The 25,944-nt window shown below is 68.1% G+C and carries 20 protein-coding genes and 1 pseudogene; 17 read left to right on the top strand and 4 right to left on the bottom strand.

Annotated elements, in window-relative coordinates; translation table 11 throughout:
* Positions 1 to 24 precede the first annotated feature (24 nt).
* The 16 genes from LNV28_RS00865 (at position 25) to LNV28_RS25040 (ending at position 22,520) form a co-directional block, all read left to right on the top strand.
* The gene (locus tag LNV28_RS00865; RefSeq protein WP_263516934.1) at positions 25 to 771 is read left to right on the top strand and encodes a T4 family baseplate hub assembly chaperone; all 747 of its coding nucleotides are present in this window, start codon (positions 25 to 27) and stop codon (positions 769 to 771) included.
* Complete coding sequence (locus LNV28_RS00860) at positions 768 to 1,661, top strand: hypothetical protein (RefSeq protein ID WP_263516935.1); 894 nt, start codon at positions 768 to 770, stop codon at positions 1,659 to 1,661. Before LNV28_RS00865 ends, LNV28_RS00860 begins: the two co-directional genes overlap by 4 nt.
* On the top strand, positions 1,658 to 2,965 hold the full coding sequence (locus LNV28_RS00855) for a Pvc16 family protein (protein ID WP_263516936.1): 1,308 nt from the start codon (positions 1,658 to 1,660) through the stop codon (positions 2,963 to 2,965). Before LNV28_RS00860 ends, LNV28_RS00855 begins: the two co-directional genes overlap by 4 nt.
* Positions 2,966 to 2,982: 17 nt before the next feature.
* A complete protein-coding gene (locus LNV28_RS00850; protein WP_263516937.1) occupies positions 2,983 to 5,019 on the top strand; it encodes an ATP-binding protein in 2,037 nt (678 codons plus the stop codon).
* Positions 5,016 to 5,333: a hypothetical protein gene (locus LNV28_RS00845; RefSeq protein ID WP_263516938.1), complete on the top strand. Its 318-nt coding sequence runs from the start codon at positions 5,016 to 5,018 to the stop codon at positions 5,331 to 5,333. The genes LNV28_RS00850 and LNV28_RS00845 overlap by 4 nt, the downstream gene beginning before the upstream one ends.
* Positions 5,330 to 8,743: an eCIS core domain-containing protein gene (locus tag LNV28_RS00840; RefSeq protein ID WP_263516939.1), complete on the top strand. Its 3,414-nt coding sequence runs from the start codon at positions 5,330 to 5,332 to the stop codon at positions 8,741 to 8,743. The genes LNV28_RS00845 and LNV28_RS00840 overlap by 4 nt, the downstream gene beginning before the upstream one ends.
* Positions 8,740 to 9,396, top strand: a complete 657-nt coding sequence (locus LNV28_RS00835; RefSeq protein ID WP_263516940.1) for a hypothetical protein — start codon at positions 8,740 to 8,742, stop codon at positions 9,394 to 9,396. Before LNV28_RS00840 ends, LNV28_RS00835 begins: the two co-directional genes overlap by 4 nt.
* A 28-nt stretch (positions 9,397 to 9,424) precedes the next feature.
* Complete coding sequence (locus tag LNV28_RS00830; protein WP_263516941.1) at positions 9,425 to 9,769, top strand: LysM domain-containing protein; 345 nt, start codon at positions 9,425 to 9,427, stop codon at positions 9,767 to 9,769.
* A gap of 4 nt (positions 9,770 to 9,773) precedes the next feature.
* A complete protein-coding gene (locus LNV28_RS00825; protein ID WP_263516942.1) occupies positions 9,774 to 10,886 on the top strand; it encodes a hypothetical protein in 1,113 nt (370 codons plus the stop codon).
* Positions 10,883 to 11,398 carry a phage baseplate assembly protein V gene (locus tag LNV28_RS00820; RefSeq protein WP_263516943.1) on the top strand — a complete coding sequence of 172 codons (516 nt, stop codon included), beginning with the start codon at positions 10,883 to 10,885 and terminating at the stop codon, positions 11,396 to 11,398. The genes LNV28_RS00825 and LNV28_RS00820 overlap by 4 nt, the downstream gene beginning before the upstream one ends.
* Before the next feature lie 22 nt (positions 11,399 to 11,420).
* Entirely contained in the window at positions 11,421 to 11,744 is a 324-nt protein-coding gene (locus tag LNV28_RS00815) for a PAAR-like protein (RefSeq protein WP_102767924.1), read from the top strand.
* A 16-nt stretch (positions 11,745 to 11,760) separates the two neighbouring features.
* Entirely contained in the window at positions 11,761 to 12,120 is a 360-nt protein-coding gene (locus tag LNV28_RS00810) for a GPW/gp25 family protein (protein WP_263516944.1), read from the top strand.
* Positions 12,117 to 14,579, top strand: a complete 2,463-nt coding sequence (locus tag LNV28_RS00805) for a putative baseplate assembly protein (RefSeq protein WP_263516945.1) — start codon at positions 12,117 to 12,119, stop codon at positions 14,577 to 14,579. Before LNV28_RS00810 ends, LNV28_RS00805 begins: the two co-directional genes overlap by 4 nt.
* A gap of 62 nt (positions 14,580 to 14,641) precedes the next feature.
* Positions 14,642 to 17,281 (top strand): putative baseplate assembly protein, encoded by a 2,640-nt coding sequence (locus tag LNV28_RS00800; protein ID WP_263568689.1) that lies wholly within the window; start codon positions 14,642 to 14,644, stop codon positions 17,279 to 17,281.
* Positions 17,278 to 19,380: a hypothetical protein gene (locus LNV28_RS00795; protein WP_263516947.1), complete on the top strand. Its 2,103-nt coding sequence runs from the start codon at positions 17,278 to 17,280 to the stop codon at positions 19,378 to 19,380. The genes LNV28_RS00800 and LNV28_RS00795 overlap by 4 nt, the downstream gene beginning before the upstream one ends.
* 29 nt (positions 19,381 to 19,409) lie before the next feature.
* The gene (locus LNV28_RS25040; protein WP_263516948.1) at positions 19,410 to 22,520 is read left to right on the top strand and encodes a DUF6519 domain-containing protein; all 3,111 of its coding nucleotides are present in this window, start codon (positions 19,410 to 19,412) and stop codon (positions 22,518 to 22,520) included.
* Positions 22,521 to 22,631: 111 nt separating this feature from the next.
* Here LNV28_RS25040 and LNV28_RS25130 read toward each other — a convergent pair.
* Positions 22,632 to 22,835 (bottom strand): annotated as a pseudogene (locus LNV28_RS25130) (methyl-accepting chemotaxis protein); the annotation flags it as partial.
* Positions 22,836 to 22,857: 22 nt separating this feature from the next.
* Between LNV28_RS25130 and LNV28_RS00780 the strand changes: the two are divergent.
* On the top strand, positions 22,858 to 23,007 hold the full coding sequence (locus tag LNV28_RS00780; RefSeq protein WP_263568763.1) for a hypothetical protein: 150 nt from the start codon (positions 22,858 to 22,860) through the stop codon (positions 23,005 to 23,007).
* A gap of 109 nt (positions 23,008 to 23,116) precedes the next feature.
* On the opposite strand, the gene LNV28_RS00775 is transcribed toward LNV28_RS00780, so the two are convergent.
* The 3 genes from LNV28_RS00775 to LNV28_RS00765 all read right to left on the bottom strand — a co-directional run bounded on the left by LNV28_RS00775 (position 23,117) and on the right by LNV28_RS00765 (position 25,907).
* Entirely contained in the window at positions 23,117 to 23,956 is an 840-nt protein-coding gene (locus tag LNV28_RS00775) for a hypothetical protein (protein ID WP_263516950.1), read from the bottom strand.
* 116 nt (positions 23,957 to 24,072) lie between these two features.
* Positions 24,073 to 25,041, bottom strand: coding sequence for a phosphotransferase family protein (locus tag LNV28_RS00770; RefSeq protein ID WP_263516951.1), 969 nt, complete (start codon positions 25,039 to 25,041; stop codon positions 24,073 to 24,075).
* A complete protein-coding gene (locus LNV28_RS00765) occupies positions 25,038 to 25,907 on the bottom strand; it encodes a hypothetical protein (protein WP_263516952.1) in 870 nt (289 codons plus the stop codon). Before LNV28_RS00765 ends, LNV28_RS00770 begins: the two co-directional genes overlap by 4 nt.
* Between the last annotated feature and the right edge of the window lie 37 nt (positions 25,908 to 25,944).

The raw sequence follows: 25,944 nt of genomic DNA, 5'->3' as shown, positions 1-25,944 counted from the left end.
GGCGTCCCGACCGGCCTTTGAACCATGAGCACCTTGAGCTCCGCCGACTGGCTGGACCTGCTCGACAGCAGCCGCAGCCTGCCGCCGCCGCTGCGCGCCTGCGCGCTGCTGGACGGGGTCTGGCAGGCCGAGCCCGGTTGGGCCGCGAGCCTGCCCCTGGGCCAACGCGACCGCCAGCTGCTGGAGCTGCAGCAGGCCTTGTTTGGCCCGCAGCTGGAGCTGCTGGCCGAATGCCCGCGCTGCGGCGAGCGCCTGGAGCTGGCCTTGCAGGTGCCCGATTTGATGATGCCGATTCAGCCGCAAACCAGCGCCGAGGAGCTGACGCTGGAACTCGACGGACGGACCTTGCGCTGCCGCCTGCCCGACAGTCGAGATCTGTGGGCCGCGGCCCAGCTGGCGGAGGAGGGCCAGGCGCGCGCGCTGCTGATGTCGCGCTGCCTGCAAGCGGTGGATTCGCGAGCCGAGGCCCGCGCCGGCGACGATGCGCTTGTCGCCCTGAGTGACAGCGCCTTGCAGACCCTGAGCGCAGCCCTGAGCGCTGCCGACCCGCAGGCCCACACCGAGTTGGCCCTGCAATGCCCCGCTTGCCAGCATGACTGGAGCGAGGGCTTCGACATTGCGAGCTATCTGCTCGGCGCCCTGGCGAGTTGGTCCGAGCGCTGCCTCGATCAGGTGCATCTGCTGGCGCGGGCCTATGGCTGGAGCGAGGCCCAGGTGCTGGCCCTCAGCCCCAGCCGCCGGGCGCGCTATCTTGAGCGGGTGCTGGCATGAGTGGCGTGGCGCCGGACTTCTTCGCCGCGCTGGCGCGCAAGGCCGTGCAGGCGCCCAGCCTGCAGCCGCGTCTAGCCTCGCGTTTTGAGGATGTGGGAGCGACCGGGCCTGTGCGTTCGGGGGCAGAGCCAGCGGCACTGGCTGAGTCCGGCGCGGACGATGGCCTGGGAACCGTGGGGCGCGGCCAGGTCCCGCAGCGCGGGAGCGGCGAAGCTGCGCCCCGCCCGCTAGGCCCTGTGACGCAGGCATCCTTGGGCGTATCGACGTCGGCCGTCCACGCTGAAGCGCCGGGCGAGCTGGACAGGGCGCTGCGCGCTGCGTCTGCGCCGGCCTTCGCAGCCCTGGCGCAGAAGCGCCTGAACGCCGAGGCCGCGCTGTCCTGGCCGCAGGAGACTCGCCCGGCCGAGGCCGCCGAGCCCATGGCAGGCCGTCGGCCCGCGCTCGAAGGATTGCATGGCCGCGACGCCGCGTTGGAGCTTGCCGCGCCACAGGCCGAATCGCCTGTTCGCTGGCCTCAAACGGCGTTGCCATCGCGCTTGCCGGATATGGCCGAGCTGGATCGGTCTGAGCCTGCGGCGAAAGAAGACCAGTCGGCTCGGCGCGGGCTTGCCCGGCCGTCTGTGGAATCCTTGAATCTCCAGCCGCTGGATGCGATGAGCGTCCCGCATGGCGCAGCGCTGCCGCCGCCCGTCGAGCGTCGCGAGCCCGCAGCTGCGGCGCAAGCCTTGCACGCCCAAGCCCCGGCGCCGCAGATCGAGATCCATATCGGCCGCATTGAGGTCCTGCCCGCGGGCGCACCAGCGCCTGCGGCCATTCAACAGCCGAACCAGACGCAGCCGCGCGCGCCGCAGTCGCTGGAGTCTTACCTGGCAGAACGGCGGCGTACATGACTTCAGCCCTGGGTCTGGCCGCCACCTCGGCGGTTTTGCAGCAGCTGGTCAGCGAGGGCTTTGTGGCCTTGAAGCTGGATGATGTGCTGGGCGCCAGCCCGGCCGTGACCTGCTTGCCGCCCGAGCGGGCGCAGGCTCAGGCGGACCTGCCTTCGCTGAACATCGTGCTCTACAACCAGACCCGCAACACCGGCTGGGCCAATCTCGATCTGCCCAGCCGCGATGCGCGCGGCGAGCGCAGCGCCAACCCGGCCCTGGCCCTGGATTTGCACTACCTGCTGGTGGCCTATGGCCTGCAGGATTTCCAGGCCGAGATCCTGCTCGGTGCGGCCATGCAGATCCTGCACGACACGCCGGCCCTGGGGCGCGAGGCCATCCGCCGCGCGCTCAAGCCCGAAGCCAACAAACCCAATCTTCCCAAGCAGCTGGAGTTCGCCGGCTTGGCCGATCAGTTGGAGCAGCTGCGCATCACGGCCATGAATTTGGGCATGGACGAGGTCTCGCGGCTCTGGGGGGCGATCCAGCTGCCGGCGCGGCCGAGTGCGGCCTATTCGGTCAGCGTGCTGTTGACGCAGACGCCGCGCAGTGTGCGCACACCGCTGCCGGTGAGCAGCCGCCAGGTTCATGTGCTGACCTTGCGCAGCCCCCGCATCGATCGGGTGGAAGCCGAAGGGCCGGCGGGCTCGCCCATCCTGCCCAGCAGCATCGTGCGCATCAGCGGCGCACTGCTCAAGTCGCCGCAGCTGACGCTCAAGCTCAACGGTGTGTCGCTGCCGCCGGCCAGCCTGCTCTCGGTCAGCGACGAAGAGATTCGCCTGCAGCTCAGCCCCGCACTGGAGTTGCGTGTCGGCCTGTGCAGTGTGCAGGTCTGCCATGCCCATCTGATGGGTTCGCCACCGCAGCCGCATGGGGTGGTGGAGTCCAATCTCGGCGCCCTGGTGCTGCATCCGCAAGCGGCGTTTGCGCTGGAACCAGGCGCTGGCCAGGACGTGATTGACGGGCAGGCCTATGCCAAGGGCCGCATCAGCGCCACGGTGACGCCACCGGTCGGCGCGCGCCAGCGGGTGCGCCTTCTGCTCAACGAGAAAAACCCACCTGCCGACCGGCCGGCCCGCGCCTACAGCTTCGATGCGCCCGAGGGCAATGGAGTCGTCGCGCCGGCCACCAGCATTGGCCTACTCCGCATTCTTTTCCAGCATGTGCTGCCTGGCCGCTATCTCGCGCGGCTTCAGGTCGATGCCGGCGTCAGCTCGCTGACGGTGGCGGCCGATGGCCGCTTCGCCGGCCCGGAGTTGTTGCTGTGAATGCCGCCGGGGCTCCAATGAGTTCGCAAACCGGCAGCAGCAGCCACCGCGAGCAGGCGCGCAATGCCCGTGTGCTGAGCCAGGCCCTGGCGCGCATCGAACAACATCTGCAGCAAGCGCCGGGCCAGCCCATGCCCTTGCTGTCGGGCGAGCAGGTGCCGCCGGCCCTGGGCCAGCTGGCACAAAGCCTGGGCCTGAGTCCGTTTGAGCGCGATGCTTTGCTGCTGGCCGTGGCGCCGCAGCTCGATGCCCGCATCGGCCCGCTGCTGGCGCAGGCCCAGGGGCTTGGAGCGGAGGGCGGGGCCGGCCAGCCCTGGATGAACAGCCGCCTGGCCCTGGCTTTGCTGGCCGAATCGCGCTGGGAGGCACTGACCCCGGTTGCCCCGCTGCGCCGCTGGCAGCTGATCGAGCTGGTCGGTGGCTTGGGGCCGCTCGACGCGCGTTGGGCGGTGGACGAGACCGTGCTGCATGCCCTGGCCGGCGTCCGCTACCCGGACCCGCGACTGGTGCCTTGGCTGCAGCGGCAGGGCCTGCGGCCGGTGGCCGATCTGGGAGCGCAGGACGACGCAGGTCTGGCGGCGCTGGCCTCCGCCTGGGAGGAGGCTCCCTCGCTGCTGCACACCCCGATCGCCCGCTACTGCGGCCGTGATGCCGAGGTGCTGGCCCAGAATTTGGCGCAGCGCATGGGCCTGAGCCTCTACCGCCTGCAAGAGCTGCCGCCGCCCGCCGAGCGCGAGGCCGTGACCCGGCTCTGGGCGCGCGAGGCGCTCTTGCACCGCGGCCTGCTCTGGGTGGATCTGGATGCCTGGGAGGAGGGCGCCGATGCTGCCCGCGCTCCAGCCCAGCAGCTGGCCGCCTGGCTCGACGGCCTGCCCAGCTTGGTCTTGCTCTGCGCCCGCAGCGAGGCTGCACGCCTGCCCTTGCGCCGGGCCCAGCGCCTGTTGCCGAGCAGCGAGCTCAGCACATCGCGCCGCCTGGCGCTGTGGCAGGACAGCCTGGGCGCAGACTTGAGCCCCGCTGTGCAGAAGCAGCTGCCGGCCCTGGCCGAACAGTTTCAGCTGTCTCAGACCCAGGTGCAGCTGCTGGCGCGGCAGTGGCGCGCTTCGCTGGACGATCACGCGGGCGAGGACGAGCATGCGCGGGCCGGGCGTCTGTGGCAGGCAGCGCGTGAGGCGGCACGCGAGGCCGCGAGCGAGCTGTTGCGGCCCTTGGCACGCGCGGGGCAGGGCGCTGGAGCGGGAGGCTTGGACGGCCTGGCCCAGCGCATCGAGGCGCGCGCGCAATGGGCCGATCTGGTGCTGCCCGAGCCGGCCCTGCACAGCCTGCGCAGCATGGCCGCGCAGCTGCGCCAGCGCCACCGGGTCTATCAGAGCTGGGGCTTTGCCGAGCGCAGCAGCCGCGGCCTGGGCCTGAGCGCCCTGTTCAGCGGCGGCAGCGGCACGGGCAAGACCCTGGCCGCCGAGGTGCTGGCGCGCGAGCTGCAGCTCGATCTCTACCGCATCGACCTGGCCAGCCTGGTCAGCAAGTACATCGGCGAGACCGAGAAGAACCTCGCCCGCGTCTTTGCCGCCGCCGAAGCCAGCGGCGCCATCCTCTTGTTCGACGAGGCCGACGCTTTGTTCGGCAAGCGCAGCGAGGTCAAGGACAGCCACGACCGTTACGCCAATATCGAGGTCAGCTATCTGCTGCAGCGGGTCGAGAGCTACCGCGGACTGGCCATCCTGACCACCAATCTCAAGCAGGCCATTGACCCGGCGTTCCAGCGCCGCATCCGCTTCATCGTCCAGTTCCCCTTCCCGGACGAGGCGGCCCGTGCAGCAATCTGGGAGCGCGCTTTCCCGGCCGCCGCGCCGCTCGGGGCCATCGACATCGGCAAGCTGATGCGGCTCTCGCTCTCGGGCGGCCACATCCGCAATCTGGCGCTCAATGCCGCGTTTCTGGCGGCCGATGAGGACTCGGTCATCACCATGCGCCATTTGCGCGAGGCCGCCGCGGCCGAGTTCGCCAAGCTGGAGCGGCCCTTGCCCGCCGCCGATGTGGGAGATTGGCTGTGAACAAGCCCGCCGCAGCGGCCACCCCGGTTCAGGCTGTGCCGCGGAGCAGCGCTGCCCCGGCGCCTCGGGTGCAGCTGCACATCGGCAGCCTCGCCTTGCCGGGCTACACCGCGCGTGAGGGCGCGCGCCTGGCCGGTGCCTTCGAGCAGGAGCTGGGCCGCCTGCTGGCCCAGCAGGCCTCGCAGCTGGCCACACAACAGAGCTTGCAGGCCGATCTGCTGCGCATTCCGCGCTTCCGCCGCTCGGCCGCTGAGTCGCCTGAGCGCACCGGCCAGCGACTGGCGCGAGCCCTGATCCAGGGGCTGCCGCGATGAGCAGTAGCAGCAGCGCCATGCTCGCAGCCAGCCCCGCAGGCGAGCGCGGCACGCTCCCGGCGCGGGGTGACAAAAACGGGCGCGGCAAAGAGACGGCGGTCCGCCCGCTCTTGCAACGGCGCTGCGCCTGCGGCAGCGGCGCCGGCGCCGGCGGTGAATGCGAAAGCTGCGCGGCCAAGGCCTTGCTGCAGCGCTACAGCAGCACGCCCAAATCGACAGCACCGGTCAGCAGCCATGATGAGGCCGCCTGGCCCGGCTCGGTCAACGACACCCTGGCCCGCACCGGCCGGCCGCTGGATGCCGACACACGCGGCTTCATGGAATCGCGCTTCGGCCCCGGCAGCGACTTCTCGGCCGTGCGTGTGCACGACGACAGCGCGGCGGCCGCTTCGGCCCGCGATGTCGATGCCCAGGCCTACACCGTCGGCCAGCACATCGTCTTCGGCGACGGCGCCTACCAGCCGCACAGCGAGCCGGGCCGCCATCTGCTGGCCCATGAGTTGGCCCACACGGTGCAGCAGCAGGGCCTGCAGCGCAGCGGCATCAGCAATCTGGCCGACCATGGGCCCGACTACCGCCGCCTGGAAATGGAAGCCGACCAGACGGCCGACCGGGTGGTACGCGGCGGGCCAGTGGAGGGGGCGAGCCTGAGCCAGAACCTGAGCCGCACAGGGCCGCGCCTGTCGCGCAAGGGCAATGGAACACCCTCCGCCAAGCCCGAGGACGGCAAGGATGAGGACGCGGGCAAGGCCAAGCCGCCCAGCTTTCAGGCCGGCTACGAAACCACGACCTACAACCGCAAGTTCACACTGACGGGGACGGCGGTGCCCGAGCAGGCCACCGGCACGGTGGACAAGACCGAGGCGACCTACAAGGTGGACACCCTGGTCTTGCCGCCGCAAAAAGGCCAGAAGGCCCTGGACTATTGCAAGAAGAACTCCAGCGCACTTCATGCGGCGTTCGACTGGTCGGGCGCTCCGGTGCCGACCCAGAACAAGGCCGGCAAGAACGAGGCCCGCGATCCGACGGAGAAACTGCAGCGCTCCTGGCTGGAGACCGTGGGCCACAAGCTTGACAAGAAAGCCCATGCGCGCTGGGCCGAGGTCGGCGGCGAAAAGCAATTCCCCAAGCCGCCCATCGGCCCGACCTGCGAGCTTGACCATATGCAGGAGCTGCAGGTCGGTGGCACGAACGCCGGCAGCAATTTGCAGGTCATCGACAAGGTGGACAACGCCTCCAGCGGCGGCCTGATCCAGCAGCAACTGCGCCAGCTGGCCGAACAGGCTTTTGCCGATGCCAAGGACGCGCTCGGGGGCAAGCGGCCCAAGCGGGTGTCGCTGACCTTTGGCGGCGTGCTGATGCAGGGCTCGCCGACCTGCGGCATCTGCTGCCAGCTTTCGCAACGCTTTGTCGATCCGGCCGTCACGGCCGCCACCGACAAGCCCTCGGTCGATGTCGAAGTGAGCGTGCTGGGCAAGCCCTTCACACTCAAGCTGCCGGCGGACAAGAGCAAGTCCATCCCACTGACCGGCGTCAATGCCGCCATCGCCAGCAGCGTCAAGGGCATGACCCTCATCAGCTACGAGCGCGACCCCAAGGGCAAGGGCCATGACAAGCTCAAGGCCACCTTGGACGATGCTGCCATTGGTGCCAAGGCGGGGACCAAGAGCACGGTCGTGACCCTGGCCATCGGCCCGGACGGTGTGGTCAAACCCCATTCAGGCAAGCTGCCAGCGCCCATCAAGGCCGAGTTCGCCAAGCTCAGCCCCATCACCTTCACCACCCTGAGCATGGACGCTTCGGGCGTGACGGCCGCAGGCACCATCAAGCCCTCGCTGCCCCTGCTGCCCACGCTCGATGTGGTGCTGGACCCCCAAGGCTTCCGCATGGGCAAGGCGCTTGATCCCAAGACCATCAAGCCGCCGTTCCCGGGCATGAAGGTCACCGAGGCCAGCGTGATGATGGAACTGGCGCCGGCCTTCAAGCCGGTGGGCACGCTGGGGTTCGAGTTTGGCGGGGCCAAGAAGGTGGCCGATGTGAGGCTGACGGCCAGTGCCAACGACCAGGGTCTGGTGCTCAAAGGCGATCTCTTCGTCTACATCCCTGGCGTCGACGAGGCCAAGGGCGAGTTGCTTTACCAAGCCGGGCAGTGGAGCGGCGGCGCCAAGGTCGAGGCCAGCAAGCTCAAGCTGCCTTTTGTCACCGGCGGTGCGGTCGATGTCAGCCTGAAAAACGGCAAGCTCGATGCCAACGGCCGGGTCGATCTGGAGCTGCCGGGCAAGAACCCGGCCGCGCTCGAGGTCAAGTACGCCAACAACCGCTTCAGCTACTCGGGCCGCGGCCGCATCGAGACCAAGAGCAAGTACCTGAAGCCCATCGACGCCAAGCTCTCGGTCGATGGCGATCTGTTCCGCGCCACCGGCAGCACTGGGATCGCCTTCGCCGGGCTGGACGGCAACGTCAATGCCACCTACGAAAACCAGGGCGGCAAGGAAAAGGTCTACGGCGATGGCAATATCAAGATCGACAAGGGCCGGGCCAAGGGTTCCATCGACGTCAAGCTCCACCCCAACCAGACCCTCACCGGCAGCGGCAAGCTCAGCTACGAGATCAAGAAGGACATGGTGGCCTCGGCCGCCATCATCATCGACGAGAAGCAGAAGATCACCTTTGACGGCGAGCTGAGCTTCCCCGACATCACCCTGTTCCCGCGCTTCCCCAAGGACGAGACGCCCAAAAGCCTGTTCAGCGCCTCGGGCAGCATCCCCATTCCCGGCGCGTCCATCGGCCCCATCGGCCTCAAGGTCGAGCTCTACGGCGGCCTTGGCTATTACTACTACGTCGGTCCGGGCGTGCTCACCGGCATCAAGGCCACGGTCAAGTTCAGCCCCTTCGAGCCCGACCCGGACTTCTCTTTCAGCATGAAGGCCAAAGCCAGCATCCCGGCCGGTGGCGGCATCACCGGCACGGTGGGCGCCAATGTGGTGCTCGATGCCTTCATCGGCAAGGTCGGTGGCGGGCTCAGCGTGGAGGCGCGAGCGGGTCTGAAAGGCAAGGCCGAGCTGGGCGGCGAGATCACCTACGCCAAGGACCGTTTCAGCGTCGATGCCAGCGCCTACATCGGCGGCAGCATCGAGCTCGGCGCTGCGCTCAAGGCCAAGGTGTTTGCCGAGGCCGGCGTCTCGGTCTTCAAGGTCAGCACCGAAAAGGTCTGGACGCTCAAGGAGACCAAGTTCGACACCGGCCTGAGCCTGGGTGTGCGCATGCCCCTGCATTACGACAGCGTCGAGGGCTTTCGCATGCCCAAGCTCTCGGACATCCAACCCGAGCCCGCCGAGTTCAAGCTTGACACGCAAAAGATGCTGGGCAATTTGTTCGGCGCCGCCAGCAGCGAGGAGAAGGAAAAGTGACCGGCCTGACCCGCTCGCCCAAGCTGCTCAAGGGCGGCATCATCTTGATCGACCCCTCCAGCGGTGCGGTGCAGCGCGTGATCGCCCTGCAGTACAACCCCGATCTGCTGACCCGTTCGCTGACGCCCCAGGGCGCCGGCAGCAGCACGACGCTGAGCCAGCCGCTGCGGCTCAAAGGCCCGCCGATCGAGACCCTCAAGCTCGACGCCGACATCGACGCTACCGACCAGCTGGCCGCGCCCGACCAGCATGCCGCCGTGGTCGAGGTGGGCCTGCATGCCCAGCTGGCCGCGCTGGAGGTGATGGTCTACCCCGACAGCGGCACCCTGATTCGCAACAACGCCCTGGCCAGCGTGGGCACGCTGGAGATCGCGCCGGTGGAGGCGCCGCTGCCGCTGTTTGTGTGGAGCAAGGAGCGGGTCGTGCCGGTGCGCATCACCGATTTCTCCATCGTCGAGGAGGCCTTCGACGCCCAGCTCAACCCCATCCGTGCGCGCGTCTCGCTGGGCATGCGGGTGCTCAACATCAACGACCTGGGTTTTGGCAGCAAAGCCGGCCACCTCTACATGGTCTACCACCAGGGTCGCGAGCGCCTGGCCCGCAAGGCCTCCAGCGCCTCGCTGGCCAGCCTGGGCCTGAACGCCTTGTTCTGAGACCAGCGCCCCCACCGAGAAGCACACCATGAGCACCGACCAACGCTACCCGCCCAACAGCCGCTACCACGGTATCGAAACCGCCGAGTGGACCGAGGCCGACGGCCGCACCGTGGTCTATCTGCGGCGCCGCTTTGTGCCCGACCCGGCGCGCTTTGTCAGCTTTCAGGAGTACCGGGTGGTGGAGGGCGATCACATCGACCGCATGGCCGCCGCCGTGCTGGGCGACCCCGAGCAGTTCTGGCGTTTGCCCGATGCCAACGGCGATCTCGATGCGCGCGATCTGGAAGAGATCGGCCGCCGCATCCGCCTGACCCTGCCCGAGGGCATGGGTGGCGGCTCGGGTGGCTGGGGAGGGGCGGGCGGTGCTTAAAGGCATGCATGTCACCCTGCTGGTCGGGCCGGCGGTGCCGGTGCCCGTGCCGCAGCCGGTGATGGAGGCTTTGCAGAGCTTCCAGGTGACTTCGGCGGCCGGTTCGCGAAGCGGCTTCCAGATCAGCTTTGCCATCGAAAGCCGTTCCCCCCTGCACACCTTGCTGGTGCTGGCCGGTGGCCAGGTGCCCTGGCTGCGGGTGCTGATCGTGCTGACCATCAACAGCCTGCCGCGCGTGCTGATGGACGGGCTGATCACCAAGCAGGAGATCAGCGGCTCCAACGAGCCCGGCGTCAGCACCCTGACCATCACCGGTGAAGACCTGTCGGTGGCCATGGACCAGCAGCAGTTCAACGGCCTGCCTTACCCCGCCATGCCGGCCGAGGCCCGCGTGGCCCTGATCGTGGCCAAGTACGCCATGTTCGGCATGGTGCCCCTGGTCATCCCCCAGGTCTTCAACGATGTGCCGGTGCCGGTGGAGAAGATCCCCACCCACCAGGGCACCGACCTGGCCTATCTTGAAAAACTGGCCAAGGATGCCGGCCATGTCTTCTACATCGTGCCCGGCCCGGCGCCCGGCATGAACATCGCCTATTGGGGCCCGGAGATCAAGATCGGCCTGCCCCAGCCGGCGCTCAATCTGGGCATGGATGCGCACAGCAATGTCGAGTCGCTGAGCTTCAGCATCGACCATGCCAAGAAGGCCATGCCGGTGGTCTTCATCCAGAACTCGCTGACCAAGTTCCCGATCCCGCTGCCGATTCCCGATGTCAGCCTGCTCAACCCGCCCCTGGGCCTGCTGCAGTCCCTGCCCAAGTCCATCAATCTGATGAGCGACACGGCCAAGCTCTCGCCCATGGCCGCGCTGTCCAAGGGCATGGCGGCGGCGGCCGGCTCGGCCGATGTGGTGCAGGCCACGGGCTCCGTCGATGTGCTGCGCTATGGCACGGTGCTGCGCGCGCGCGAGCTGGTCGGCGTGCGCGGCGCCGGCGTGGCCTTCGACGGCATGTACTACGTCAAGTCGGTCACCAGCAACTTCAAGCCTGGCGAGTTCAAGCAGAACTTCACCTTGAGCCGCAACGGACTCATCTCAACCCTCCCGATGGTGCCCCCATGAGCAGCGAAGGCAAGTACTACGGCAAGTACCGCGGTGTGGTGCTCAACAACATCGACCCCATGCAGATGGGCCGCTTGCAGGTGCAGGTGCCCGATGTCATGGGCCTGGGCTTGTCCAGCTGGGCCATGGCCTGCGTGCCCTTCACCGGCAAGCAGGCCGGGCTGTTCTGCCTGCCGCAGATCGGCGCCGGCGTCTGGGTGGAGTTCGAGCAGGGCGACCCGGACCACCCGATCTGGGTCGGAGGCTTCTGGGGCAGTGCGGCCGATGTGCCGGCCTTGGCCCTGGCCGGCCTGCCGGTCTCGCCCAGCATCGTGCTGCAGACCGGCAACCAGAACGCCTTGATGATTTCCGACCTGCCCGGCCCGGCCGGCGGCATCCTGCTCAAGACCACCGCGGGCGCCCTGATCTCGATCAACGAGATCGGCATCACCATCAGCAACGGCCAGGGCGCCACCATCATGCTCAACGGCCCCAGCGTCAATATCAACGCCGGCGCCTTGACGGTGATCTGAGCGCAGCAGGAACCCACCTACCATGCCAGGCTTCATCGTTCATGTCGGCGCCACCGTGCTGTGCTCGCACGGCGGCCAGGCCAATCCCAGCGTGCCCTTTCCGCGCGTGCTGGTCTCGGGCCAACCGGTGGTCACCATCGCCGCGCCCTATCTGGTGGCCGGCTGCTCCATGCCGCCACCGACTGCCGGAAACGGCCCTTGCGTCACCGGCCAGTGGCTCACCGGCAGCACGCGGGTGCTGGCCGGCGGCCAGCCGCTGGTGCTGCAGTCCAGCAGCTCTGTCTGCGCGCCCACGGGCACGCCCTTGATCATCGCCATGACGCAGCTGCGCGCGTCGGCACTCTGAGTGAGGATTGGCAGCGATGGCCCTCGAGTTCCCCTACCGCATCGACAGCCGAGGCCGCAGCGCCGAGCGCGAGGCCGATGCCCGTATCCGCCAGATGATCGAGCAGGTGCTCTTCACCCAGCCGGGCGAGCGCGTCAACCGGCCCGATTTTGGCTGCGGCCTGCTGCAGCTGGTGTTCGCGCCCAACAGCGATGCCCTGGCCGCCGCCCTGCAGTCCACGGTGCAAGGCTCGCTGCAGCAGTGGCTGGGCGAGCTGATCGAGGTCGAGGGCGTGCAGATTGAGCATGTCGATGAGCGCCTGAAGGTCAGCGTGCAGTACATCGTGCGCCGTGACCGCGAGCGCCAGCTGGCCAACTTCTCGAGGGCCATGCCATGACGGGCAGCAGCCAACGCCGACAGGCCCGCAGCGAGAACCCGCGCCGGCTGCAGCTGCTGCGTGAGCAGTCCCTGCCGCCGGCTCTCAACGGCATCGATTACCTGGAAGTCGTCACCAAGGACCAGCGCACGCTCAAGCTCTTCTTCGTGTTCCCGGTCAGCGGTCTGAGCGCCGCGCATTGCCGCATCGTCGGCGGCGTTCGCATCCAAGGCGTACATGTGCTGACGGCCCAGGCCAGCGGCAAGGTGCTGACCCTGACGGTGGACCAGGCCGGGGATTTCTCCTGGTACGAGCTGCAGCTGATCGACCCGGCCGCGCCCGAGTTCTCGCCCGCCGGCATCGACCCCGTGCTGGCCAGTATTCGCTTCAGTTTCAAGGCGCAATGCCCTTCGGATTTCGATTGCGAGACCCAGCACCATTGCCCGCCAGCAAGCCTTCCCGAACCCTTGCTCGATTACCTGGCCAAGGACTACGCCAGCTTCCGCCGCCTGATGCTGGACCGCATGGGCCAGCTGATCCCCGGCGGGCAGGACGCCCACCCGGCCGATTTTTCCAGCACCCTGGTCGAGATGCTGGCCCATGTCGGCGATTTGCTCAGCTACCGTCAGGACGCGGTGGCCACTGAGGCCTATCTGGGCACGGCGCGCCGGCGTGTCTCGCTGCGCCGCCATGCACGTTTGCTGGACTACGCCGTACACGAGGGCTGCAACAGCCGCGCTTTTGTCTGCGTGGAGGTCTCGCCCCAGGCCGATGGCCGCAGCCTGCCCGCGCGCAGCATGCTGCTGACCCGTGGCGGCGACCCGGATGCTCCGGTGCTGCGCAGCGAGGAACTGGCCCGGCTGCCCGAGGACGGCAGCCTGGTGTTCGAAACCCTGCATGCCCTGAGCCTGCATTCGGCCCACAACCGCATCGCCCTGCACGATTGGGGTGAGCTGCGGTACTGCCTGCCGCGCGGCGCCACCAGCGCGGCCGTGGTCAACAGCCCGGTGCTGGCCTTGCTGCCGGGTCAGGTGCTGATCGCCGAGGAGATCCGAAGTGCCAGCACCGGCCGCGAGGCCGACCGCGAACGCAGCCACCGCCACGCCCTGCGCCTGCTGGCCGTGGAGCCCGCCCGCGACGAACTGACCGGCACCGATCTGCTGCTGCTGCGCTGGCATGAGGACGATGCCCTGCCGTTTCCCTTGTGCGTCAGCGCCGAGTTCGAGGAAGGCGGCAGCCTGGTGCGGCGCGCCATCTCGGTGATGCGCGGCAATGTGCTGCTGGCCGATCAGGGCCTGAGCCGGCGTGCTGAAAGCCTGCTGCCGCCCGAAGCCCCGGTTGATCGCCCGGGTCGTTCGGCGCGCCCCTATCGGCCTCGGCTGCAGGAGCCCGGCATCGCCTTCGCCGAGCCCTACAGCCACGACCAGGCCCAGGCTTGGTCGGCCGCACGCGCTCTGCGCCAGGATCCCCGTCTGGCTGTGCCCGCCGATATGCACCTGGAGCTGGACGACCCGGCCCAGTTCGGCGACCAGATTCTGCTCGGTGCCAGCCGCTGGACGCCACGCCGCGATCTGCTGGCCAGCGACCGCTTTGCGCAGGAGTTCGTGCTGGAAACCGAGGCCGATGGTCGCGCCAGCCTGCGCTTCGGCGACAACCAGTTCGGCCGCCGGCCCGAGCCCGGCGCGCGCCTGCTGGCCAGTTACCGCCAGGGCGGCGGCGCGGCCGGCAATGTCGGGCCCGACAGCATCGTCCGCCTGGTCTGCGACGAGCCCCTGATCCGGCCCTTTGTGCTGCGCGTGCGCAATCCCCTCTCAGCCCAGGGCGGCTGCGATCCCGAGAGCGCCGACACCGTGCGCCTGTTCGCGCCCGAGTCCTTCCGCAGCCAGGAGCGCGCCGTCACCGAAGACGATTACGCCCGCATGGCCGAGCGCCACCCGCAGGTGCAGCGCGCCGCCGCCCGCCTGCGCTGGACCGGCAGCTGGTACACCGTCTTCGTCAGCATTGACCGGCGCGGCGGATTGCCTCTCGATGCCGCCTTCCGCGCCGAGATGCTGGCCCATCTCGACCGCTACCGCCTGGCCGGCTACGACATGGAACTGCAGGAGCCGGCCTATGTGCCGCTGGACATTGAGCTGGCGGTCTGTGTGCGGCCCGGCTTCATGGCTGCGGCGGTGGAGCAAAGCCTGCTGGCGCGCCTGTCCAATGGCCTGGATGCCCAGGGCCAGCCGGCCTTTTTCCACCCCGATCACTTCAGCTTCGGCGGCAGCCTGGCGCTCTCGGCCCTGGTCGAGGCGGCGCAGTCCCTGGTGGGGGTGGCTTCGGTCGAGGTGCTGCGCTTCCAGCGCTGGGGCCGCACGGCCCAGGGCGAGCGGGCCGCGGGCGTGATCCTCGCGGCCAGCCTGGAAGTGCTGCGCCTGGACAACGACCCCAATTTCCCTGAGAACGGCCGGCTGCGGCTGAGCATGCGAGGTGGTTTGTGAGCCCCCCATCGTCGACTTCCAATCCCGCAGGCGCAGATGCGCAATGCGGCTGCTGCGCCGGCGTGTCGGTGCTGACGCCGGTGGATGCCATCAACCCGCCGGGCCAGCGCAGCCTCTCGGCCCGGGTCGGCAGCCAGGCGCGTTTCATGGAAAGCCAGCTGGCCCTGCTGTCCCAGGCGCCGGCCCTGCAAGCCCTGAGCACGCGCGAGCGCAGCGACCCGGCCCTGGCCCTGCTGGACGCCTGGGCCGGCGTGCTCGATGTGCTGAGCTTCTACCAGGAGCGCCTGCTCAACGAAGGTTTTCTGCGCACCGCCACCGAGCGCCGCTCGGTGCTGGAGCTGGCCCGTGCCATCGGCTACGAGCTGCGCCCCGGCGTGGCGGCCTCCACCTATCTGGCCTTCAATCTAGAGACCTCGCCCGGCGCGCCGCTGCAGGCGCGTATCGACGCCGGCAGCAAGACCCAGAGCATTCCGGCCCAGGACGAGAAGCCCCAGGTCTTCGAGACCCTGGCGCCGCTGCAGGCCCGCGCGGCCTGGAACGCCATGCCGGTGCTGAGCATGGAGGCCGTGCCGCCGCACTGGGGCGGCACCACCTTGTACCTGGCCGGCCAGTCCACGCGCCTGGCGCCGGGCGATGCCCTGCTCATCATCGGTGAGGAGCGCCGCCTGCAGCCCGACAACGAGAACTGGGACTTCCGCCGCGTCGCCCGTGTGCAGCTGGTGGCGCCCGAAAGCCCCGGTGTCGATCCGCAGGGCGGTTACACCGTGGTCACCCTGGACCGGCCGCTGGGCAACCACTCGCCCACGGTCCACCCCGCGCGCGTGCAGCCTCGCTGTTATGCCTTGCGCAGCAAGGCGGCCTTGTTCGGCCATGCGGCGGCCGATTGGCGGGCCATGCCGCGCAGCTTGCGGGCGGCCTTTTTGGGCAAGGACAACGAGTTGGACACCAGCGTCAACATCACAACGACGCGCCAATGGCCAGACTTCACGATTGCCGGTGTCTCTGGCACGGCGGGCGATATCAATTTGGACGCCAGCTATCCACGCTTCACCAAGGGAAGCTGGGTGGTGCTCTCACAGCCCGATCACGACGAGGTCTACGAGGTGACGGATGCGCGCGAAGATGCCATCGCCAAGTTTGGCCTGGCCGGCAAGAGCACGCGCCTGCGACTCAGTGGCCATAATCTGCCGGAAAAATTCGATGCCGTGCTTCGCAAGACCAGCGTCTGGGGCGAATCGGTGGAGCTGGCCTGGGCGCAGCGGCCGCGCTCGGGCTTCATCAGCGGCCATGAGCTGAGCCTGGCCGGGGCCGAGCCCGAGCTGGAGCCCGGGCGCTGGCTGGCGTTCAGCGGCCATGTGCTGGCTGAGCGCGACGAGAATCGCGTGCTGCGCCGTCGCCTTGGCGCAGGCGAGCACCTGGCCGCGGTCGAACTGTCGCGCGACGAGCGCAGCGCCGTCTTCAGCTTCAGCAATGGCGATCGCCTGCTCGGCCATCTGGAGCGGGTCAGTGAGGTGGTGCAGTTGCAGCGCCAGGACCTGATCGAGGGCCGCAGCCGCCTGTTGCTGGCCAGCGATCTGGTGCATGACTACCTGCCTTTGACCCTGCGCATCAATGCCAATGTGGTGGCCGCCAGCCATGGCGACAGCCGGCAGATGAAGGTGCAGGCCGAGGTGCTGGGCAGCGGCCGCGGCAACGCCGCTTTCCAGCGCTTCAACTTGCAGCAAAAGCCGCTGACCTACATCTCCGCCGCCACACCCTCGGGCACCGAATCGACGCTGGAGCTGCGCGTGGACGGCGTGCGCTGGCAGGAGGCCGCCCGCATCAGCGAGATGGGCCCGCAGGACAGCCGCTACCTGCTGCGCCGCGCCGATGACGGCACGGTCAGCGTGATCTTCGGCGATGGCCAGCATGGCCGGCGCCTGCCCAGCGGCAGCATGAATGTGCAGGCGCGCTACCGGGTGGGCATCGGCAACGAGGGCAATCTGCCAGCCGGGCAGATCAGCCTGCTGCTGGAGCGGCCGCTGGGTGTGAAGGAGGTCAGCAACCCGGTGGCGGCCGCGGGCGGCGCCGACCCCGAGCGCCTGGAGGATGCGCGCCGCAATGCGCCGCTGACCGTGCTGGCCCTCGACCGCATCGTCTCCCTGCGTGATTTCGAAGATTTCGCCGCGGCCTTCGCCGGCATTGGCAAGGCCCAGGCGGTCTGGCTCTGGGACGGCGAGCAGCGTCTGGTGCACCTGACCGTGGTCGGCCTGGACGGCGCCGACATTGCCCCCAGCTCAGCGCTCTACGCCCATCTGCTGGCCGCCATCGACCAGGTGCGGCCGGCCCACCAGGCGCTGCGCGTGGCCACCGGCGAGCTGCTGCGTTTTGGCCTCAGCGCAGGGGTACGTCTGCAGCCGGCCTATGCGGCCGAGACGGTGTTCCCGGCCCTGCGCCAGGCCCTGGCCGAGGCCTTTGGCTTTCAGCAGCGTGGCTATGGCCAGTCGCTGGCCGGCAGCGAGGTCCTGAGCGTGATGCAGCGCGTGCCCGGCGTCGAGCGGGTGGACCTGGACCGTCTGCGTGCCCAGCCCGGCAGCTCGGTGGCCGGGCCCGATGGCCGGCTGCGCGCACGCGGCGCCCGCTGGCAGGGCGCGCAGATCCTGCCGGCCCAGCTGCTGCTGATCGATCTGGCCGATGTGCGCCTGACGGAGTTGAGCTCATGACAAGCCCCAGCAAGACCCTGGATGTCGACTTTCTGTTCAGCCGGCTGCCGGCCTTTTATCAAACCCGCGATGCCGAGCTGGGCGGCCCGCTGCGTGCCTTGCTGGAGGTGCTGGCCAGCCAGGGGCAGCTGCTCGATGAGGACATCTCCCAGCTCTACGACAACTGGTTCATCGAGACCTGTGAGGACTGGCTGATCTCCTACATCGGTGACTTGCTCGGTGTGCGCGGACTGTATTCGGTCACGGGCACTCAGGCTTTTGGTCAGCGCGCCCATGTGGCCAACACCCTGGCCCTACGGCGGCGCAAGGGCACGCTGCCGGTGCTGGAGCAACTGGCCCAGGACACCACCGGATGGCGCGCCCATGCGGTCGAGTATTTCCAGCAGCTGGGCTGGACCCAGCATCTCAACCATGTGCGGGCCTTCAGTGTTCGCACGCCCGATCTGCGCCAGGCCCTGGCCCTGGAGCGTGTGGACGGCGCCTTCGACACCAGCGCCCACACGGCCGAGGTGCGGGCCCTGCCGGCCGGGCGCTACAACATCCCGCACATCGGCCTGCACATCTGGCGCCTGCAGGCCTATGCCGTGCAGCGGGGCACGGCGGCGGCGGTGGGCAGCGTGGCGGGTTTTTTCAGCTTCGACCCGCTGGGCCGCGATGTCGGCGAAGCGGCGCCGGCCGGCGAATCCTGGCTCTTCAACCGCCCGCGCACCGAGGCGCAGATCAGCGATCTGGCCCAGCCCATCCATGTGCCGGAGCCGCTGTCGCGCCGTGCCCTGCACGAGGAGCTGAGCGCCATCCAGGCCGACCTGCCCCAGGGCCGTGAGCCGCAGCGGCGTTATTTTTCGCAGGAGTCCGGTGGGCCGGTACTGCGCATCTGGCTCGATGGGGTGGAGGTGGCCGAGACGGCCTTACGCGTCTGCCATCTGGGCACGGTGCCGGGCCTGGCGCCGCCGCAGTGGCGCCGCCCGCCGGCCGGCTGCGTGGGCTTTGACCCGGTGCTGGGGCGCATCGCCTTGCCAGCCGGTCAGGCGGTGGGCCGGGTCGAGGTGGCCTATGCCTACGGATTCCCGGGCGACATCGGCGGTGGCCCCTACGACCGCCGCCCGGCCCGGGCCGAGGACGAGGCCACGCAAGGCCTGTTCTCGGCTGAGGGTGCGCGCCTGATCCGTGTGCCCCTGGATCAACCGAGCCTGGCCGCTGCCCTGGCCCAGGTGCAGGCCGGCCAGCGCACCCTGATCCGCATCGACAGCGATGCCACTGAGCAGCTCAGCCCCAACCTCAACCTGCCCGACAGCGAGTTGCTGATCGAGGCGGTGAACCAGCGCCGCCCAGTGCTGCTGGGCAGCTGGACGTTGCGTGGCAACAGCAGCACGCGCTTTGGCTTCTCGGGCCTGTGGATCGATGGCGCGCTGCAGCTGCAGGGCGCCCTGCGCGCGCTCGATGTGCGCCACTGCAGCCTGCGGCCCAGCCGCGGCGGCATCCGCCACAGCGGCAACGGGCCTGAGCTGCAGATCCGCCTGAGCCACAGCGTCTGCGGCCCGATTCAAGCGGCCAAGGCTCTCGGCGGCGTGAGTCTGAGTGCCTCCATCATCGATGCCGATGTGGCCGCGCAGCCGGCGCCAATCGACCCGCAAGCCCTGGCCCTGCCCGACACCGCGCTCGAGATCGATCGCAGCACCGTGCTGGGCGCCTGCAGCGCCGGCCAGCTGGAGGCGGGTAACAGCCTGTTCAACGGCCCGGTCGAGATCGAGCGGCGCCAGCAGGGCTGTGTGCGCTTTTGCTATCTGCCCATTGATGCCCTCACACCGCGGCGCTACCGCTGCCAGCCCGAGCTGGCGCTGCAGGGCTTGTCGCCGGCGCAAAAGAAGGGCGAGCTGCTGCGCATCACGCCCAGCTTCAGCTCGCTGTGCCACGGCCATGCCGCCTATGCCCAGCTGCGCCTGAGCTGCGCGCCCGAGATCCGCCGCGGTGCCGAGGACGGCGGCGAGATGGGCGTCTGGAACCTGCTGCAAGAGCCGCAGCGCGAGGCCAATCTGCGCCAGGCCCTCGATGAATACCTGCGTTTCGGCCTCGAAGCCGGGCTGATTTTTGTCAATTGATCTGAAGCGAACCATCACGGGACACCACCATGAAAGCCGACCTGACCCGATCGACCGACCGGCCCGACCAGCACTACCGCGCGGTGCGCATGCAGCAGGGGCGGGTGCAGCTGGATGCCGAGTGGAATGAGCAGCAGGACATCCTCAACCGCCGCATCGAAACCGAGACCGTGGACAGTCTCGGCGCAGGCGCGGCCGTGCCGCTGGATGCCGCCGGCTTTTTGCTCACCGGCGCGGGCGAGAACATCAGCATCAGCGCCGGCCGCTGCTATGTGCAGGGCCTGCTCTGCGAGGCCGCAACCGGCCAGACCCTGATCACCCAGCCGGGCCTGGCGGGCGCCATTTCTCCGGTGTTGCCCGCACAGCCGGCTGGCCAGAGCTTGCTGGCTCTGCCGCCGGCCCAGGCCATGCCGCTGAGCCAGATCCGTGTCTACAACGCGACCGGTGCTGCGGCCGCGCCGAGCGAGGGCGTCTACATCGGCTATATCGAGGCCTGGCTGCGCCACATCACGCCTCTGGAGGCACCGCACATCCGCGAGGTGGCCCTGGGCCTACCCGATACCAGCACGCGCGACCAGCTGGTTTGGCAGATCAAGCTCTTGCGCGCCGGCGATGCCAGCACGCCGCTGAGCTGCCTGAGCGTCGAGCCCTGGGCCAGCTTCAGCCAGGCGCCCGATGGCCGCATGGCCGCGCGCGCCGAACCCACGGTGCCGCCCAAAGACCCCTGCCTGCTGACCCCCGAGGCCGGCTACCGGCGCCTGGAGAACCAGCTCTACCGCGTCGAGATCCACGACGACGGCAGCATCTCGGGCAAGCCGCGTTTCAAATGGTCGCGCGACAACGGCAGCATTGCCACCCGCGTGACGCATTGGCTGGGTGAGCCCACGGCCAATGAGTTCGAGGTGGCCAGCCTGGGGCGCGACGCCAGCCTGTCCATCCAGGCCGGCAGCTGGATCGAGTTCTACAGCGAGCTGCACGAGCAGACCGGCCAACCCGGCACCTTGGTGCAGGTGCTCAAGACCGCGGGCACGGTGGTGACGGTCGACCTCAGCAGCAAGACCGGGCCGCTGGACAAGGGCTTGTTCAGCGTCAACCCGCGCGTGCGGCGTTGGGAAGGCTGGGGCCAGATCAACCCCGCAGCGCCCAACACCAACACCGGTTGGGTCGAGCTGGAAGACGGGGTGGAGCTCAAGTTCGCGCCCGGCCGCTACCGCGTCGGCGACTTTTGGCAAATCCCGGCCCGCACGGCCACGGCCGACATCGAGTGGCCGCTGGACAGCGCCGACAAGCCCCGCTTCCTCGCGCCGCTGGGCGTGCTGCGCGCCTTTGCGCGTCTGGCCGTGCTGCGCTACCAGGGCAATCAATGGACGCGCCTGCATGATTGCCGCCAGCTCTTCCCCAGCTTGAGCGAGCTGCGCAACCTCGTCTACGTGGGCGGTGATGGCCAGCAGATCGCGCCCAACCCGATCGCGCCGGCGCCCGTGCCCTTGCCGCAGCCGCTGGAGGTGGCGGTGTTCAACGGCCAGTTTCCGGTGGCCGGGGCGCGGGTGCGTTTCACCGCCAGCCACGGTCAGCTGCCCGGCGCAGGCCTGGTGGCCGAGGTGGATACAGGGGCGGACGGTTTGGCCAGCCTGAGCTGGTCGCTCTCGCCCACGGTGCTGTCGCAGACCTGCAGCGCCGAGCTGCTGGAGGCCGGCGCACCGGCAGCGGGCAAGTTCAATCGCATCCATTTCAACGCCAGCCTGCTCACTGCCGCCCAGGTGGCCTACGACCCCAGCAACTGCGCCGAGGCCAAGGCGGCCCAGATCCACACGGTGCAGGAGGCGCTCGATGCCTTGTGCAAGCGCGGCCATGGCGGCGGCTGCAGCAGGACGGTGGGCGAGGGCGGTGATTTCGCCACGCTCGACGAGGCCATCGTGCGGCTCATCAATGAGAAGCAGCGCGACATCGTGCTCTGCCTGCTGCCCGGTGAGCACCACCTCAAAGACGGCCTCGATGTGCAAGCGCCCAGCGGTACGCGCCTGCATGTGCATGGCGCCGGCCTGGCCAGCCGCATTCATGTGCAGGAGCAGGAATTCAATCTCTTTGATTTCGAATCCGTGGAGTTGGATCAGTTCGAAGTAATCTGGAGCGAGAGCTGGGCTTCGCTGCGCATCGAAGGCTGCACCCAGGTGCGCTTGAGCCGCCTGGGCCTGAGCGGCTTCACGCCCAAGGGGCTGAGCCTGCTGCAAATCGCCGGGGCCAGCGCGCTGGAGATCAGCGCCTGCCGCATCAAGGGCTACACGGGCGAGGACCTGCCCGCGCATCTGAAGCAGGTGTTTGAGCTGCTGCCCGACTTCAAACCCCTGCAGTCCAGCTTCGAGGTCAAGGAAGGGCGGGTGTTTGAGCCGCTCGATGGGCGTGTGGCCGAGGCTTTTGCCCAGTTCACTGCCGCCCAGCGTAAGAGCCTGGGCGCCCAGATCAGCAACTACCTGCGCAAGGCCGACACCGGCGCCCTGGAACTGGGGCCTGAGGAGCGAGAGGCGCTGCAGCAGTTCGGCATCGACATGCAAGACGAGGCGCCGGCTCGGCAGTTGCTCGCCACGCTGGAGCGCTGGCGTGTCGGCGTGCTGTTGAGCCAGGGCGGTTCGGCCCTGACCCTGGCCGATGCGCGCGCGGACGCCCTGCTCGCCGACAACCTTTTCCACGGCCAACTGGCTCTGTACGGCCATGCCAGCCAGCCCCAGCTACCGAGGGATTTGCTGAAGAGGCTGAGCGAGGCTCTGAAGCCCGGGCGGGTCAGCCTGGTACCGGGCAACGGCCGCTTGCGCTTGCGCAACAACCGCCTGCGCGGTGTGCGCCTGGGCGATGAAGTTGCCGAGCGCATTGACACGCTGGTCAAGAATGGCGGCGCGCTGGATGGCCTGTACCGCAGCCTGGTGGCCGACGCCAACGTCGCTAGCGCCCTGACCCTGGATCTGCTGGCTCATGAGCTCAGCCTCAGCAGCACCTCCTTCGAGATCAAGGGCCAGGTCGGCCAGGCCATCGCGAAGCAGGGCAAGTACCTGGGCAATTTCTCCCACCAAGAATCTCAGCTCTTGGTCTGTGGTCATTCGCCGGATCAGTTCGGCAATGGCCTGCTGAACCTCGCCCAGGTCTGAGTCTGGCTCTGGCTCTCGGCCGCAGCGGCTGATGGCTCGACCAGGGCGGCGTTCCGCTGCGTGCTTTTTGTCCAACTCGGCCGCGGCCGACTTGAAGTGCACGATGTCCCGGTTCTGCGCCTGCGAAGCCTGGCCCAGATTGCGAACCTCGGCGGTCACGGCGGCACAGCGGCGCCCGTCCTCGCCCGCTCTTTCGGCTTTCCCCGCGGCGTAAAGGGCCAGGATATTGGTTTGGCGAGCAGTCTTGGCGCTTTGCGTGACCGTGCCGGAGCGCTGCTCCACCGAGGCCGCCTTCTGCTGCAGGCTGCGGGCCATTTCGCAGCTGCTTGAGCAGTTCTTGCGTGGAGCTGACCGCGACAACCCCAGCATCGAAGGCTTGACCCTGGCTGCGAACGGCGGTGTGGTGGCCATCGCCAATGCGCGCAATTTCAGTGTCAGCCACCTATGGACCTTTGAGCTGGGCCGTCGCAAGGCGCAGTTGACCTAAATGACGGTGCAGTGAGTGCGCCAGGCCCTGCTTGCTCGGGGCTTGGCGGGCGGTTCTCCCTGCGAGTCAGCTTGGTGGACCGCCGCCCGCCAGGGCTGGGCCGAGCTCCTTAGTTGTTGCCGCCAAAGAGGGCTTTTGCGGCTTGGCGCAGTCTGGCCGTCACGTCAATGGTGCTGAACCCGCCCAACGCCGTCATGCCAAGCCACCAGTACGAGTCGTTGACGATCTGTGTGTCGGCGCCGGAAATCAGCTTGGCTTTAAACATCACCACAAGCAGCAGCCCCAAGATCGCGCCGACCACCGGGCGCGTTGCATACAACGGCCACCATTGCACCAAGTCGAGCTCGCGCTTGTAGCAGGCATTGCCCACGAAGTCGACAAAGGAACGCAGCATCGCGCCCAACATCCCGCCCAGCATGCCGAGCCAAATCAGCAGTTGCATCTGCTCAGCCTGCGACTCTTGCGCCTTGTACGCAAGTGAGTTGATGGCGGCATGGTAGGACTTGGTCACGTCGCTACTTATGGCTGCGGACGTAGGTGCGCTCGCGGAAGAGGCTGCTCCGGCCTGCACAGCGTGGGCGGTGCCCGAAGCTGGCGCCACACCCGCGCGGGCAGTGCGGCCCGACGCGGCCGGCGCCGCAGGAGCAGGCGGGATGGCGGCTGCGTGTGCCGGTGCATCGATCTCCAGCAGGTCGCGGAGGCGCAGTTGCTCCGCTGCGTCCAAGGGGCCGCGATGCAGAAGCAGCTTTTGCTCCGGGTCGTAGCGGAGGTTTGCTGGCCCCGCACGTAAGCTCACGCCAGATGGCATCGTCCAGCTCACCCCATGCTCTGTCGAGGCCGCTTCGTTGGTCTGCCGGATAGCGCGATAGGTACACCACAGAACCACGAAGGACAGCAAAGTGAGAATGGCGCACAGCCAAATCTTTTGCGACGTAGTTGCAAGATTCAACGGGGGCGGTAGGGGGGCTCCGCCCGCCTGAGCAGGGGGTGACTCAGGTACTGGCGCCGAAGCATCTGCTGCGGCTGGCGATGGCGTGGTCATATGGATCTTCTCCCGTTCGGACGCTAGGGGCGCGCAGCCTGCAGTATCGACACAGCCTCCTCCAGCCCGGGCAGGATCCGAATCAGCGGGTCCCTCGGGCGGCCAGTCGGCAAGGCAAGGTGAGCATACCGAGCCAAACGCATAGCGCGGAGAACGGCATACCAGGCAATGCCGGCACGTTGCCGCCCGGGCTCGGCTCCCGGTGAAGCGTCCAGCAGAAGCCTGAAGAAGGGGCTCGGCCCATGGACCGCTTGACAGTATCCCAAGGTTGCCAGGGGGTCGCCACTCAGACATCCCTCAAAGTCGATGAGTGCCGCGACGGTTGCATTGTCAGCAACGAGCACGTTCTCGAAGTTGATGTCGCCCCAGACCAAACGTCCCGTTACGACGGCAGGCTCGGGGGCTCCGGGCAGCACCACACTCTCCAGCGCGCCGATCAGCTGTGGCGATAGTAGGCTGTGCTCACGGACGGCGTCCAAGCCTTGATGCATACAACGGTCAACGAATACGCCCCACTCTTCGTCAAGCGCTTCAGTTGCCGAAATCAGCTCGCCAGCGCCGCTGAATCCAAGCTGCTGCAGTCCCGCGAGGTGCCGTGCCAAATCCTCGGCCAGAAGTCGCCGCTGCCGTTCGTCAAGGTGAGGGAGCCTCTGTGCTAGCGTGACACCGGCGATGCGAGGGTAAGCGACGTAAGCAAGAGGCGCCGGCGGACCGGTCCTGGAATCACCTATTGGCCGCGGGACAGGCATACCCAAATCAGAGCAAAGCCTGAGCAGGTCGGGCTCTTGGTGAACAAGACTGGTTCGGCCCGGCGGGTAGAAGCGCACCATGACGTCATGGCCGCCCGCCGTCATGACGCGGCATTTGAACGTCATCATTCCTGCAAGCACGCGCTCAGACTTCAAAACGCGGGACCCCGTCAGTTCTCCCGCGATGGCCGCTGCGGCATCGGTGAGGCCCGGCGGTGCGGTGTCGAAGGCCTGCTCAGTCATGACAGAGTCTTCCAGGCATGCAAATCGGGCGTAAAGAACTCACGCTCAAACGCTTCAGCATGATGGCGCTGATCGCCGCGCGCTAGGAGCCAGTTCCGGGTGAGCGGCTCGATCGTCAAGCCTAGGCGGCTGGCATAGTGCACGATACGAAACCAAAGCACGACGTTCCGGTCCAAGTTGGCGCCGGCCGCATATGGGCCGTCCGGATAGTCAAAGCGAATCATCCTCATGACCCGACGCGCCGCGTCACGGGCGCCGTTCTGCGGGTCGAATGCTTGGCCGGTGCGAAGGTCGAACGCCACGGCGTTCGCGGTGAAGTCGAACTGATTCAACACGTCCACGATGTCCTCGCACGGCCACAGGCCAGGTATGAATCCGGCAATCGGCATCAGATCGGCGTACCCGGCTGCTTCGTCATAAGGCGCCCAGCGAGGCGCTCCATACGGCGTGGTGGACAGCTTGCCTCCACGGTTGAAACACTCGATGGCTGCACCGACGGACGGACCAGACAGGAACAAGTCCCAGTCCTTACTCACGGCCTCGCGACCCATCAATACGTTTCGCACCACCCCTCCGGCTACATGGACGCCCAGGTCGCCGTGCAAACGCATCACTTCCCTCAGCACTGGGAAGCCATTCCAAGCTTCCAGCAGACGACGGACCTCTGGAAAGGCTCTCGAAACGCGAGGATTGGATTCGTTGGGATTCACCGGGCCAGTGTATCGGGCGGTCGTTCCGCCTGAGTCCATGACGAGCAGATAGCGAGTGACTCTGTTCAGCCTGTTGCCGCCTTCTTGGCGTTGATGCTGCAATTCAAATCTGAGCTTGTGAAAACTGGGGAACATCGAGGGCCAGACTTTTTCCACCCCTGTGCTCTCATCGAAATCCCGGATTCACCGAGTG

This window comes from Paucibacter sp. DJ2R-2 (assembly GCF_025717675.1).
Taxonomy (GTDB): Bacteria; Pseudomonadota; Gammaproteobacteria; order Burkholderiales; family Burkholderiaceae_C; genus Paucibacter_A.
The sequence above is the reverse complement of the archived record's forward strand: the minus strand, read 5'-3'. Positions and strand labels throughout refer to the sequence as shown.

Coding starts and splice junctions, on each gene's coding strand:
- LNV28_RS00830 (WP_263516941.1), top strand. CDS start 9,425: ATGAGCACCGACCAACGCTACCCGCCCAACAGCCGCTACCACGGTATC.
- LNV28_RS00850 (WP_263516937.1), top strand. CDS start 2,983: ATGAGTTCGCAAACCGGCAGCAGCAGCCACCGCGAGCAGGCGCGCAAT.
- LNV28_RS00820 (WP_263516943.1), top strand. CDS start 10,883: ATGAGCAGCGAAGGCAAGTACTACGGCAAGTACCGCGGTGTGGTGCTC.
- LNV28_RS00840 (WP_263516939.1), top strand. CDS start 5,330: ATGAGCAGTAGCAGCAGCGCCATGCTCGCAGCCAGCCCCGCAGGCGAG.
- LNV28_RS00825 (WP_263516942.1), top strand. CDS start 9,774: ATGCATGTCACCCTGCTGGTCGGGCCGGCGGTGCCGGTGCCCGTGCCG.
- LNV28_RS00855 (WP_263516936.1), top strand. CDS start 1,658: ATGACTTCAGCCCTGGGTCTGGCCGCCACCTCGGCGGTTTTGCAGCAG.
- LNV28_RS00815 (WP_102767924.1), top strand. CDS start 11,421: ATGCCAGGCTTCATCGTTCATGTCGGCGCCACCGTGCTGTGCTCGCAC.
- LNV28_RS00860 (WP_263516935.1), top strand. CDS start 768: ATGAGTGGCGTGGCGCCGGACTTCTTCGCCGCGCTGGCGCGCAAGGCC.
- LNV28_RS25040 (WP_263516948.1), top strand. CDS start 19,410: ATGAAAGCCGACCTGACCCGATCGACCGACCGGCCCGACCAGCACTAC.
- LNV28_RS00795 (WP_263516947.1), top strand. CDS start 17,278: ATGACAAGCCCCAGCAAGACCCTGGATGTCGACTTTCTGTTCAGCCGG.
- LNV28_RS00810 (WP_263516944.1), top strand. CDS start 11,761: ATGGCCCTCGAGTTCCCCTACCGCATCGACAGCCGAGGCCGCAGCGCC.
- LNV28_RS00865 (WP_263516934.1), top strand. CDS start 25: ATGAGCACCTTGAGCTCCGCCGACTGGCTGGACCTGCTCGACAGCAGC.
- LNV28_RS00805 (WP_263516945.1), top strand. CDS start 12,117: ATGACGGGCAGCAGCCAACGCCGACAGGCCCGCAGCGAGAACCCGCGC.
- LNV28_RS00770 (WP_263516951.1), bottom strand. CDS start 25,041: ATGACTGAGCAGGCCTTCGACACCGCACCGCCGGGCCTCACCGATGCC.